Annotated in this window: 11 protein-coding genes; 1 reads left to right on the top strand and 10 read right to left on the bottom strand. The window is 46.6% G+C overall.

The window, feature by feature from the left end; translation table 11 throughout:
* Positions 1–36: 36 nt before the first annotated feature.
* Complete coding sequence (locus IFU39_RS14125; RefSeq protein WP_091020423.1) at positions 37–1,233, top strand: AI-2E family transporter; 1,197 nt, start codon at positions 37–39, stop codon at positions 1,231–1,233.
* On the opposite strand, the gene IFU39_RS14120 is transcribed toward IFU39_RS14125, so the two are convergent.
* The 10 genes from IFU39_RS14120 to alaS all read right to left on the bottom strand — a co-directional run bounded on the left by IFU39_RS14120 (position 1,212) and on the right by alaS (position 13,390).
* The gene (locus IFU39_RS14120) at positions 1,212–3,023 is read right to left on the bottom strand and encodes a peptidoglycan D,D-transpeptidase FtsI family protein (RefSeq protein ID WP_188310494.1); all 1,812 of its coding nucleotides are present in this window, start codon (positions 3,021–3,023) and stop codon (positions 1,212–1,214) included. The two genes, IFU39_RS14125 and IFU39_RS14120, sit on opposite strands and share 22 nt — an antisense overlap.
* 122 nt (positions 3,024–3,145) lie before the next feature.
* Positions 3,146–5,443, bottom strand: a complete 2,298-nt coding sequence (locus IFU39_RS14115) for a methyl-accepting chemotaxis protein (RefSeq protein ID WP_223199762.1) — start codon at positions 5,441–5,443, stop codon at positions 3,146–3,148.
* A 234-nt stretch (positions 5,444–5,677) separates the two neighbouring features.
* A complete protein-coding gene (locus IFU39_RS14110; protein WP_091020429.1) occupies positions 5,678–7,006 on the bottom strand; it encodes a peptidase U32 family protein in 1,329 nt (442 codons plus the stop codon).
* 17 nt (positions 7,007–7,023) lie between these two features.
* The gene (locus tag IFU39_RS14105; protein WP_091020431.1) at positions 7,024–7,953 is read right to left on the bottom strand and encodes a peptidase U32 family protein; all 930 of its coding nucleotides are present in this window, start codon (positions 7,951–7,953) and stop codon (positions 7,024–7,026) included.
* 14 nt (positions 7,954–7,967) lie between these two features.
* The gene (mltG, locus tag IFU39_RS14100; protein WP_197997794.1) at positions 7,968–9,008 is read right to left on the bottom strand and encodes an endolytic transglycosylase MltG; all 1,041 of its coding nucleotides are present in this window, start codon (positions 9,006–9,008) and stop codon (positions 7,968–7,970) included.
* A gap of 76 nt (positions 9,009–9,084) precedes the next feature.
* A complete protein-coding gene (locus IFU39_RS14095) occupies positions 9,085–9,399 on the bottom strand; it encodes a DUF1292 domain-containing protein (RefSeq protein WP_047844066.1) in 315 nt (104 codons plus the stop codon).
* Positions 9,400–9,699: a DUF1292 domain-containing protein gene (locus IFU39_RS14090; protein ID WP_017686820.1), complete on the bottom strand. Its 300-nt coding sequence runs from the start codon at positions 9,697–9,699 to the stop codon at positions 9,400–9,402.
* A gap of 12 nt (positions 9,700–9,711) precedes the next feature.
* On the bottom strand, positions 9,712–10,128 hold the full coding sequence (gene ruvX / locus IFU39_RS14085) for a Holliday junction resolvase RuvX (RefSeq protein WP_062835871.1): 417 nt from the start codon (positions 10,126–10,128) through the stop codon (positions 9,712–9,714).
* A 128-nt stretch (positions 10,129–10,256) separates the two neighbouring features.
* A complete protein-coding gene (locus IFU39_RS14080; RefSeq protein WP_017686818.1) occupies positions 10,257–10,517 on the bottom strand; it encodes an IreB family regulatory phosphoprotein in 261 nt (86 codons plus the stop codon).
* Between the two features lie 242 nt (positions 10,518–10,759).
* Positions 10,760–13,390, bottom strand: coding sequence for an alanine--tRNA ligase (gene alaS, locus IFU39_RS14075; RefSeq protein ID WP_105601814.1), 2,631 nt, complete (start codon positions 13,388–13,390; stop codon positions 10,760–10,762).
* Between the last annotated feature and the right edge of the window lie 310 nt (positions 13,391–13,700).

Raw genomic sequence — 13,700 nt, 5'->3', positions numbered from 1 at the left:
TACAATCTAATTATTGCCATCAAAGGAGCCATGTCCATGCTACCGCTTTACAAAAAATACGGGCGAACTGTCTTTGACATCGCGTTGCTCGTATTAACCGTGTATGTGATCATGTACGGTTTCAGTCAATTATACCATGTGGCTGCACCGGTCTTTCTATCATTCATTGTGTATTGGATGATTGAACCGCTGGCCAAATTTTTACATCGCAAAGGATTGCCCAAGACACTTGGGGCCGCAATCTCTGTCTTGTTGTTTCTTGCATTAATTGTTGCTGCCTTTTTTGGGGTAGGCTTGATTATCATTTCACAAATTTCCAATCTTCAAGATAATTTCCCCGTATACATTGAAATGATACAACGTGAATTCACCAATCTGGTGTTATTCATTCAGGACAAGTCAGATGCTCTCCCTGATGGAGTTATGGAAAAAGCGAATGATTATTTTGCAACACTGACCGGGTTCCTGTCCAAATGGGTAACGAGCGGAGCGCAATTCGTCGTAGGCTTCCTCAGTTCGTTCTCATCGTTTATTACGAACTTCGGAATTGCGATTATTCTGGCCTTCTTTCTCAGTATCGAGATTGAATCCTGGCGCAAGTTCGCCCGTGCGAAGACGCCCAAAACATTAAAGTTAGCTATTGAATTCATGCGTAATCACGTGTTCAAGACAATCCGCTCGTATTTGAAGGCACAGATGATCATGATGCTCATTACGTTTGTATTGATTTATGCAGGTTTGTTGATTTTGGGAACCTCTAATGCCTTTACCATTGCAGCAGTCTGTGCCGTTTTTGATCTGGTACCATTGCTTGGCGTTCCTGTTGTGTTTATTCCATGGATCGTCTACTTGTTCATTATTGGCAATAGCAGCCTGGCGATTGGCCTGATTGTGATTCTGGCAGTGACGATGCTGACACGGCAGTTGCTGGAACCGAAAATATCGGGTAACTCGATTGGTGTATCTTCGGCGTACTTGATGCTTTCGTTTATGCTGATCTCCCTGTCGATCTTTGGCCTGGCTGGTGTAGTGTTATCTCCAGTGCTCCTGATCCTTCTGAAAGAACTGTTACAACAAGGGTACCTGCAAAAGTGGATTCACCTTCCAAAAGATGAATTTGAATCCTCTCCATTAGTAATGGATCCACCCGTTAATAAGGCCTCATCCAATTCTGCCGAATCTACTGTACAACGTCCCGTTCCTGCGAAGAATCATGAGGACTCAGCCAAGTAGTCCATCACCTTCCTGAAGAGTGCTGTCGCCTGATGTTGGCTGTCAGGAGAGACATTTTGAACAAGAACAGCTACAGCATATTTGGGTTGTTCTACCGATCCATAACCAATGAACCATTGATTGTTGCGCTTCTCTCCATGTTTCTGTACCTGAGCTGTACCTGATTTCCCTGCAACATGCCACCGCGCACGCTGCAGGGATTTTCCTGTTCCCTCACGGACTACCTTATTCATCCAGGATAACAGTTTATGCGCTGTTGCGGGAGCAATCTGTCCTGCGGCTGAAGGTGAATCATGCAAGGGCATCTCCAGCATGGTGCCACCATCCGCATATCGGATACGTTTAACGAGACGTGGGGCACTAACCTTTCCATCATGTAACAATGTAACGATCAGATTGGCAGCTTGCAGCGGTGTGACCAAGACATCGCGCTGACCGATTGCTGTCTGTATTTTCGCACCTTCATCAGCACCAGTAACAGCCTCTGTTCTCACACGCCCTTGATCCTCATGATCAAAGTGTCGTAACACGGGCATTCCTGCCATCTGCTTCCCCTCCCAGCCAATCGGACGCGCGAGTCCCAGACGATCAGCCGTGTTCTCCAGTTGTTCCATACTAAGCCTGCGCGCCGTTTCCGCAAATACGATGTTGCAAGACTCAGCGAATCCTTGCTCCAGATTCAGGTTTCCATGCCCATGCTCCTTCCAGCAAGACAGCCCATATCTTCCGTACTCACCACCGCAATGGAATTCTTCTCCGTTAGAAACCGCATGGTATTCCAACGCAGCGGCCGCAGTGACAATTTTGAAAATGGAACCCGGGATGGCTCCCTGTACTGCACGATTTTCCCAGGCCGATTGCTTGGGGTTAACATGTTGTGGCTGATAGAAAGGGCGGGAGATCATGGCGCGAACATCTGCGTTAGCGGCATCTAACACAACAATGGCCCCTTCTTGTAATCCAGATTCTTGCGTCAACTCCTCCAACCCACGCTGTAACTTAGCATCCACAGTGGTTTCCACACGTAAAGGATAATGGCTATTTGCTGGTGCAATGACGTGCGGCTGAATATCAGGGATAATCTCTCCACCCCCCGAGACCATGCGTGATAGAAGCGTAGGGCCAATTCCCCTTAACAGCGGTTCAAGTGTCCTCTCCAGTCCAGCTGCTCCTGATTTCATGGCAAATGGCTGTTTTACTTCATCCTGATGCCCAGTTAGAACTTTGGAGGACTCAGGCTGTTCAGCCAGATAACCCATCCACTGCATTCCTGTATGCCCCTGAAGGTACCTTGTCATCATCGGATAGATGCCAGCTCCCTGCAGGTGCAAACTACGTAGGCGCTCCACCTGAGCAGCGTTCAAATGAACAGGCTGATGTGTACCTGCTGTCCAGAAATGAGGTATACTTTCCTGATTCCATTCCTTCTTCAATTGATCCGGATCGGTATGTAATATAGTTGCCAACTGTATCATCTCGGAGCCTTCTAATGCCCCTTGCTTGCGTAATTTCTCTAATGGCACTGCCTGTGGAAAAAGAACCAGTCCCCATTGCAGCTTACCAGTCAACGCCTCACCCTTGTAATCCGTAAATTGTCCCCGCCCCGGGTCAAGCATCACCCCGCGTTCACGCTGCAATACAGACATTTCACGTACCGTTCGGTGAAATCCAGGCATCGTCTGATTCACCTGAACGATCTGAACCCATCCCAATCGTAATATAAGCAATCCAAAGACAAGAGTTAGAAGAATACAAGTTATATAGATTCGCCGTTTCGCAAGAAGATGCATCCCAATCTCACCTTTTGTCGTTTTGACATATTATTGCTGATATGGCTTGGAATTATCCGGTAAACAAAAAGAGAACCTGTCCCATGTGTGGGACAGGTTCTCCTCATTTCAACCTTGACTTGTTACACCGTGAAGCGTGACAAGGTTTCTTTCAGTTCAGTAGACACATTCTCCAGTTTGCCAGACAGATTGACCAGCTGGTTACTGATATTTTGCTGTTCACTGCTCAAGGAAGCTACTTCTTGGGACGTTGCAGAAGATTCTTCAGCTACAGCGCTGACATTGCTCATGGCTTCAGACAATGTACCTTGAGATTTGTTCAAATCTCCAATAGAACCTGTCACCATGCCCAGACGTTCCACAAATGCACCCATCTGTTCCTGCACGGAAGCAAAGATGACGTTGGTGTCTTTAACCGCATCCATCTGTTCCTTGAATAACGGATAGGCTGCAGACAAAGCATCCACGGTCTCATTCATTTCGGTCATGATTTTGTCTGTGATCTCTCCAACCATCTCAATGGATTGTCTGGATTGAGCCGCAAGCTGACGAACCTCATCAGCCACCACCATGAATCCGCGTCCGGCTGCACCGGCACGTGCTGCTTCAATGGTTGCATTCAGGGAAAGGATATTTGTCTGTTTCGTTATGTTTTGCAGCACTTCAAGCACTTTCAGAACAGAAGACGTACTCTCTTTCAGCGAATCAACCTTATTCACCAGGGCACCAATCATTTCTTCTGTCTTCTGCGTTTTGGTCATCAACTGATTCAGATGTTGTGTTCCTGTCTGACTTGACTTCTCTACATGACGAGCAGAATCACCCATCTGTTCATTAGCAGCGATTACACTCTGCATCTGACGAGAGATATTGTCAGTTAATTCATTGCCACGTTCCGCTTCGGTTGCCAAACTGCCTGCACCGCCTGCGATCTCTTCTGTAGCTACGGCAATCTCCGAAGCAGACACAGCCGTTTTCTTGGATGCACTGCTCAGCTCAGAGGCCGTATCCAATACTTCCTGCGCAGAACGATTGGTTTGTTCAACCAGCTTAGTAATCTGCTCCATCATCAGATTGAAGGCGGTCGAGAGCTGACCAATTTCATCCTGGGAGCTATATGGTGTACGAACTTTAAGATTACCCTTCGCACCTTCCTGCATCAGGTCTTTCAATTTGCCGAGTGGACGAGCGATCATACGCACCATCCAGATTCCGATCAATACTGCAATCCCCGCATCAATCAGCGCCATCCAAAGGGTCAGAGTCAGAATGCCTTTTGCGTCCTGAACCAAAACTGAGGTAGGTATCATACCAACTAGTTTCCAATTGGATGTATCCATCGTACTGTATACAGCCAGCATTTCCGTAGATTTGCCATCTACCTTATACTCCGTATTCGTACTACCTGCTGGTTCGGTCAACTCTTTGACAAATGCAAGCTCTGTTTCTTGTCCTGTACGATCCGAGATGGAGGATGCAACCACTTTATTATCCGGAGCAATTAGTTGAAGAATAGCTCCTTGCCCCAGATCAAGCGATTTCAATTGTTCCTCCAAAACTTCCAGTTTCAGTTCAATAACCAGAACATACGACTGAGTTGTCCCCTGCAAGTTTTTCATGGAACGTGCAATTTTAAACGTTGGCGTTGAGCCACCTTCTTTGACCTCTGTTGGAAGCCAGCGATAACCGCCCGCCTCAATTAACTCACTGTACCATGCTTCCTGGCGAATGCTGCCCATGGATGAACTGTTGCTGCCGGTACCCATAATGGACTTTGTATCGTCCGTAGGTACCAAATAAATCGCTTCCATAGATTTATTTGTAAATGCAACATTGGACAGTTGCTTGTTGATTGAACTTGAGTTCACGAATGTATCATACGCAGTCAAATTCGTATCTGACATTTTTTGTAGCAAGGACTGCATTTCCGGATCAAAGAAAATCTGTGTGGATGTATCGACAAACCTCTCCAAAATGATGTCCATTTTTTGTTTGGTCTGATCAATGGTCTCCTGATTGGCACGCGAGGCATTTTTCTCTATCGTACCTTTGGCCTTCGAATAGGATAATAGACCTAAACTTACTACAAAAATCATAATTCCCGCAAAAAAGATCAAGAACAGTTTAACCCCTACGGATTTAACCGGATTTGCCTTCTTAATCTGTTGGAAAGAGGAACCTCCAATGTTTTTCCAATCCCGGTTTTTAAATTGTTTCTTCACCCAATCAGTCTTGATCCAGCCCAGTTTGAGCTTGCTGCGGTCAATCTTAAACATTTTTTTGCCACTGCCTGTTGTTTTGCTTTTGACTACTTTTTCTTTCTTCACTTTCTTCACTTTCTGAACCTTCTCAGGATTAACCTGCTCGGCTTTTGTCACTTGCTCCCCACTGTCTTCCTGCTTCTTTTGAACCAATCCCATTCACCTGCCAGTAATTTACTTGTTAGATTTTTCTTTCTCTCCCCTATAAATATGTAGTATTCGACAGTTTTCTTCGTTCCCCTTTCACTTCCCAGAAATATTTTACAACTTTATTCCTATTTTTCTATAAAAAAAAGACCCCCATCTGCCGATAAACGGAGGTCCCCATGTAAATTTCATAACACTATGTTGTTAAATCCTAATACAATATTGACACATTGTAGGTATTTGAGCCTACTTCTTTTTTCTCATCATATCGAAGTACGAAACCGGTTGATCTACCTTCATTTTAATCAGTTGCAACGGGTGACGAGCAGCATCTAGAACATTGCCTGCTTCATCCTGTATTTCACCGACGACCTGTTTGAAAAAGTGACCTCCCGGACCGAAAAATTCGATTTCCTGTCCTGGTTTGAAATGATTGCGCTGTTGAATGGTTGCCATTCCTGTTTCAGCATCATACCCCATGACCAATCCAGCGAAGTCAAAAGGTACAGCCTTTTCTTCCGGTTCATAAATATGATCTTCATGGTCTGGTGTATCATAGAAAAATCCGGTATTCAGCGGGCGATTCGCCGCTTTGTTCATTTCTTCAACCCATTCAGGTTTCAGAACATAATTTTCCGGGTCTGCCATATAGGCATCAATAGCTTGACGGTATACGTTAACCACAGTTGCCACGTAGTGGATCGATTTCATACGTCCTTCGATCTTGAAACTGTCCACACCCACATCAATCAACTCGGGAATATGGCCAATCATGCACAGATCCTTTGATCCCATGGAGAATGAATTATCCTGTTCCTCGAACAGGGGAAGCTGGTTCTCACCCAGTTTGAATGGTGCAGGTGCCTTCATCTGCATGTCCTCTTCGCTGACCCACACCGTATCTTCTCTCGCATCCTCGAACAGATCATACTTCCAGCGACAAGATTGGCAACAGCCGCCCCGGTTGGAGTCCCGATCCGTAAAATGGTTGGAGAGAACGCAACGTCCGGAATACGAGGAACACATCGCCCCGTGAATAAAGGCTTCAATTTCAATATCCACATTGGCCTTGATCTCTTCAATCTCTTCAAAGCTGGTCTCACGTCCGAGAACAACACGTGGAAGTCCTTCATCTTTCCAGAACTTCACGGCTTGCCAGTTGAGTGTGGATTGTTGAGTACTTAGATGTACCTCAAGGCCTGGCACAGCCCGAAGGGCAACTTCAATAATAGCCGGATCAGCTACGATGATCGCAGATATTCCCGCATTATAAAGGTTTTGGAGGTATGTTTCGATACCCTCAACATCCTCATTATGTGCATAGATGTTTGTCGCTACGAACACTTTGGCTCCATACTTTTTGGCAAACTCCACACCTTCACGCATCTCTTCAAAGCTGAAGTTATCCGCGTTGGAACGCAGTCCATAGGCCTGTCCACCGATATACACGGCATCTGCACCATAATGGATTGCAAATTTCAGTTTTTCCAGATTACCCGCCGGAGCTAGCAGCTCCGGTTTGTCCAGACGGTTACGTTTACCCGAGAACTTCCGCTGTACCGCCACTGTTTCCATTCTGTTCACCTCATCTATTAATACACTTGTTCTTTATAGAAAAATCCAAACGACAATTCACGTTCAGGGTCCTGTAACTTCCGCACCTCAGCGAGCCACTCTTCAGAGAACGCATATGCATCAGCATCGGCTACATAACTGTCAATCGCTGTCCGATATGCACGTACAACAGCTTCATTGTAGGCAAGTGATTTTAACATCCCTTCAATTTTGAAACTGTGCACACCCGCCTCCATCAACAGATGGAGATCTTCGAGGATACATATATCCTCAGAGCTCATAATGTGTGTGCCATTAATGTCCTCATAGATCGGGAATTTCTCATCCCGGCGTTCAGCCTCAATCAGGAACAATCCCCGCTCTTTGCCCAGATGTCCCTCAACCGGCCGCCCTTGATGAGCCATGTAACTTTGCACCAGACTGCGCTTCGAATGATAAATATTCGTCATACCATGCACCTGAACCTGAGCTTCCACCTTCAAAAAAGGAACCATTTCCGTCAACTCGTCCATATTCAACTCACGGGCAAGCACAACACGACTAGCGCCCTTGGTTCCCCAATAGTTGGCCGTCGCATAGTTCGTTGAAGTCATCTCCGCATTCCAGTGCAGCTTCACATGTGGAGCGTATTCCTTCATGGTAGCCAGCACGGATGGATCATTAAACTCCACACCATCAATACCGATTCTGCCAAGTGCTTGAACATATTCAGGCAATTCTTTCAACAGTTCGTTGGACATCAGATTAGTCATGGATACATACACACGCGCCTGATGTTTGGCTGCAATGGCAACCACCTCTGCTGTATCTTCCACGCTAAAGCTGCCTGGAAGACGCATGCCGAATCGATCATCTCCAATAACCAGAGCATCTGCTCCCGCCTGGAGCAGCACTTCTGCCTCTTTCACATTCGCTGCTGTAACGAGCAGTTCATGTTTCTTACTCATATAATCCCCTCCGCTTATTGCGCAGCCTTACTTTTGGCTATATTTTGCTGGTGTTCCTTATACGTTTTGGCAAATAGATGTCCAGACGAGCCATCCTTTTTTGTCACATAGAACAGATACTCCGAAGCTTCCGGATTTAGTGCTGCTTCAATGGACGGAAGACTTGGACTGGCAATTGGACCTGGTGGCAAGCCTTTATTCAGATACGTATTATAAGGACTTTTCACCTTCAGATCCTTGTAGAACAATCGCTCCTTCGGTCTGTCGAGCAGATATTGCACGGTAGCATCAATCTCCAGCTTCATATCCTGATTGATCCGATTGTAGATTACACCTGCAACCAGAGCACGTTCCTCGTCCACTACAACTTCTTTCTCCACGAGTGATGCAATCGTCAGCAGTTCATGCAGGGAAAGGTTCTTTTCCTGCAGCTTGGCTTCCAAATCAGGGATAGAATTGATCTTGGTTTGAAATTCTTCCAGCATCCGTTGCATCACATCATGCGTTGAACTTCCTTTTTTAAGTTCATATGTCTCCGGGAACAGATACCCTTCCAATACGTAGCGAAGTTCTTCATCCACTGGAATATCTTTGAGGATATCTACGTCGAAGGCAGACGGATCATTAGCCAGCTTGATAAATTCATCCCGATCGACAACATGCTCATAAGAAAGCTTACCCGCCATTTGCAGAACGTTATAACCCTCCGGAATCGTAAATTTCACCATTTCTTCCGGTACAACTTCACCACTACTCAGCTTGCTAACAATCTCATCATATGTCACGCCAGGATTCATAGAATATGTACCCGCCATGAAATTAGAACCTAGTTTCTTCCACTTTAAATACCCTTTGAAGGTTAACCCACTTCGGATGAGGCCTTCTTCTTGAAGCTGATCCGCGATTTTCGAAGTTCCCGATCCGCTCTTAATCTCGAATACGACCGGTTCTGTAGAAGCTTCCACAGGACGCATCATACTCCATACGTAACCGCCTGCGCCTCCGGCAAGAACTACAATGATAAGCAGTATGACTACAATTGCTTTCCCTTTCAAAAAAGAAACAACTCCTTTACACAACCAAAAAGAGCGGACTTCTCCGCCCTCCCGGTTTCTTCAATTTGAAGCTGATTTAATCTTCGTCAATGGGGAGTGTACACTCATCATACAGTTCCGAGATGTTCTCCCACTCATCATCATCGTCGATCGTAACTAACTCTGGCATGATCTGGTCTTCACTTCCAGGTGATACCCGCAGAAGTTCAACCTCGTCATAAGGTCGCAACGAACTGCGGAGCACCGCGTACTGCTGACCGTTCACTTCGAACTCAGCCAACAAGTCATACGGTTGTGATTTACCGTTCTCTTCCTCGAGCTCAACATGAGCACCGAATGCCAGACGCAGTGAATCTGTCCATTTCAGGTCTTTGCGGCTATATTCCGTCATTTAGTTCGCTTCCTCTTCATCTTCAGCAAGAAATGTATTAAACGTCTCCTCGACGATATCCCATTCGGCATCATCTTGGATGACGAAAAGTTTAATATCGTCGCCCTCTTCTTCATAACGGAATGCATATACATCCGTTTCGCCATCTTCAGGTTCAACCGGAGCAACCATCATGTACTTGGCCTCCGAACCATCTACTTCAAACTTCATGATGACTTCAAATTCCTCTTCATTACCCTCGTCATCCGCAATGTAAATAATTTCCGCTTCTTCTTCCATACCCAGTTGATCTTCAGCCATTGTTGATCCCCCTCACCTTCTACTATTGGCATCCAAATAATTTTGCAAAATCAAGCTTGCGGCCATTTTGTCCACAACCTGCTTGCGTTTTTTCCGACTGACATCCGCTTCGATCAGCGTACGTTCTGCTGCCATGGTTGTCAGCCGTTCATCCCAAAGGTGAACAGGTAAATTCAGTTCATCCCGCAGGCGTTCGGCAAAAGCAATGCAGATCTCACCGCGCGGTCCTACGGTGCCGTTCATGTTTTTGGGAAGTCCGACTACGATCTCACTAATCTCATGCTCACGCACAAGTTCGGCGATCCGAGCGAACTCGCCTTCATCACGGCGGCGTTCTAGCACTTCCAATCCCTGGGCAGTCCAACCGAAGGCGTCACTCGCGGCAACTCCGATTCTTCGGTCCCCATAGTCCAAACCTAATATTTTCATCCATGCTCTCCCATCCTGGGGCCTGCTCAGGTCGATTACAAATAATCGCCTTCTCAAGCTTCAGGCTGTCTTCTGTCGGTTCATTTTCCGCTGCCTGCAAGGCTGCAACACAGCGGAAGCGGCGTACATTACCGGTGATTGGCCAGATAGGAACGTACAAGCTCTTCAATCAGCTCATCGCGTTCCTTTTTACGGACCAGACTACGTGCGTTGTTGTGACGAGGAATGTATGCCGGGTCTCCGGAAATCAGATACCCAACAATCTGGTTGATCGGATTATAATCCTTATCGACCAATGCATCATATACCGTGAGAAGAATCTCTTTGGAGGATGCTTCCTGTTCGTCACCTTTCACATTAAATTTAACCGTCTTATCCATGGAGTCCATTGATGACACCTCGCTCCTGCATGAACATGGGGACCATGTCCTGCCGAATTGATTTCTGTTTATATAATAACATATTCTGACTGCCACAAGTAAACAAAGGATAAGGCAATTGTGTTTTTTGCTTGTCCTTTACTGGCTTCAGCATAATGCATCATTCGATTCCACACGCTCTCGGGTACAAAAAATAAACGAACAGAACCATTTCGATTTATTTTTTGACGATTGAAAGCCGCTCAATGGATTTATGCATTATGCCCGCTAACCAGCGAAACCGCCAGTTTCAGCGCTTCATCCAGCTTGGTCGCATCCTTACCTCCGGCTTGCGCCATATCTGGACGTCCACCGCCACCGCCGCCGCATACTGCTGCGACTTCTTTGACGATTTTGCCTGCGTGTAATCCTTGTTTTACTTGTTCAGCAGGTACTGCTACAACAAAATTCACTTTGCCGTCCGCTGGAGCACCCAATACGAGTACCGCGTTAGGCAATTTTACTTTCAACTCATCTGCCACTGTACGCAGCGCATCCATATTCGGAGCATCTACGCGTGCTGCCAGCAACTGTGTATTTCCTGCTTGTACCACTTGATCCGTCAATTGACCAGCTTCCATGGCACTCAGCTTGCTTTGCAGGGATTCAGTCTCTCTGGCTGCTTCTTTCAGTTGTTGGTTCAGACCTTCGATCCGTTTAGGTACATCAGCCACATTTGCTTTGAGCAGTGCTGCTGATTGTTTAAGCAGTTCCAACTGGCTTTCCACATACAGATATGCGCCGCGGCCAGTTACAGCTTCGATCCGGCGTACGCCGGATCCAATTCCGCTCTCGCTCACCAGTTTGAAGATTCCGATCTCTGAAGTATTATTTACGTGACAGCCGCCACAAAGTTCCAAACTGTAGTCTCCGACTTGAACAACACGTACAATATCTCCATATTTTTCGCCAAACAGGGCCATTGCACCCATTTCTTTAGCTTCATCAATAGCTTTCAGCTCGATGTTCACGTTCAGACGGTTCCAGATCTGTTCGTTCACCTGACGCTCAATTTCTGTCAACTCTTCCGGCGTAATGCTGCCGAAGTGAGAGAAATCAAAACGTAGACGCTGTGGCTCTACGAGCGACCCTGCCTGGTTTACGTGAGTTCCGAGCACATCTTTGAGTGCCTTGTGCAGCAAGTGGGTGGCCGTATGGTTTTTGATAATGTCGCCACGTTTCGCTGAGTCTACTTCGGCATTGATCACATCGCCTACACGCAGTTCACCAGACTCCACAGTCACCAGATGTACATGTTGTCCAAGTGGAGCTTTGAACAAACCTTGTACTTTCGCTGTTACACCAGCACCTCGCAGCAAGCCCTGATCACTCACTTGACCGCCACTTTCCGCGTAGAACGGAGTCTTGTCCAGAACAACCTGACACGTCTGTCCTTCGCCTACAGATTCAACAAGGGCGTCACCAGCTACGATGGCTACCACTTTTGCTTCCGTCAACAGGTCAGTATAACCAACAAACTCGCTTTTAACCTCCAGGTCAGCAAGTGGTCCGCCTTGGACTTTCATGCTCTCGTTCTCTTGACGTCCAGCACGTCCAAGCTCACGTTGTTTCTGCATGGAAGCATCAAAACCTTCACGGTCCACAGTCAAACCATGCTCTGCTGCATAATCTTCTGTCAGGTCAAACGGGAAACCGTACGTATCATACAGTTTGAAAGCTTCAGGTCCGCTAATAACGGTGCGTCCTTCGGATTTGGCTGTGCCGCTGATATCAGCCAGAATAGCCAGACCATCTGTGAGAGTTTCGTGGAAACGCTCTTCCTCGGTTTTGATTACTTTGGCGATGAACTCCTGTTTGTCCACTACCTCAGGGTAGTACATGCCCATCACTTCACCAACGGTTGTTGTCAGTTCATACAGGAATGGACGGTCAAGTCCAAGCACTTTTCCATAACGAACTGCACGGCGAAGCAATCGACGGATGACATATCCACGTCCTTCATTACTTGGCAGAACGCCATCACCTACTGCAAAAGCAACCGTACGGATATGATCGGCAATGACTTTCAGTGCAACATCAATCTCTACGCTGTCGTTATATTTCACACCCGCAAGAGCGGCTGTTCTTTGAATCATCGGTTGGAACAGGTCTGTGTCGAAGTTGGAATCCACATTTTGCAGAATGGAAGCAAAACGCTCCAAACCTGCACCTGTATCAATATTTTTGTTAGGAAGCGGTGTGTAGCTGCCGTCCTTGTTATGGTTGAACTGGGAGAATACCAGGTTCCATACTTCCAGGTAACGTTCGTTTTCCCCACCTGGATACATTTCAGGATCACTCATGTCGTTTCCGTAAGCTTCGCCGCGGTCGTAGAAGATCTCGGTACAAGGACCACATGGGCCTTCGCCGATATCCCAGAAGTTTTCATCCAATTTAATGATACGCTCAGCAGGCAGTCCTACTTTTTCGTTCCACAGTTTGAAAGCTTCTTCATCTTCCGGATATACCGTTACGGAAAGACGCTCCGGATCGAAACCGATCCACTCTTTGCTGGTCAAGAATTCCCATGCCCATGTTACGGTCTCTTCCTTGAAGTAATCTCCAATAGAGAAGTTGCCAAGCATTTCGAAGAACGTATGGTGACGACGCGTTTTACCAACATTCTCGATATCATTGGTACGGATACATTTTTGGGAGTTCGCTAGACGCGGGTTCTCCGGCTTCTCACGTCCGTCAAAATATGGTTTGAGCGGTGCCATACCTGCATTGATCCACAAAAGAGAAGGATCGTTGTGAGGCACGAGCGATGCGCTCGGCTCGATTTTGTGACCTTTACTTGCAAAAAACTCTATCCATTTGGACCGGATTTCACTGGCTTTCATACTGGATGCCCCCATTAAATTATAATAGTCCGTTGCGTATTCGCTCCGGTTGGTCAACATTGCTTTTGTAAAAATAAACACAAAAAACGCCCCTGAATAATCAGGGACGATGTTATCGCGGTACCACCCTGGTTATTGCTGTTCATCCCTTGCTGCCCGGACAAACAAACAATCTCCTCGTTCATGCGAAATAACGGTCGCTCCCGGCAGGGTTGTCCTGCACTCCGAAATTAGCTTTCCGCCGCTTCATCTTTCAAGACTCTTCCAGCCATCAGTTCAGGCTCACCCTGATCCGATGAAGTCTATTCTC

The sequence above is a fragment of the Paenibacillus sp. CFBP 13594 genome (genome assembly GCF_014842675.1).
GTDB lineage: Bacteria > Bacillota > Bacilli > Paenibacillales > Paenibacillaceae > Paenibacillus > Paenibacillus amylolyticus_B.
This window is presented reverse-complemented; position numbering and strand designations above follow the sequence as displayed.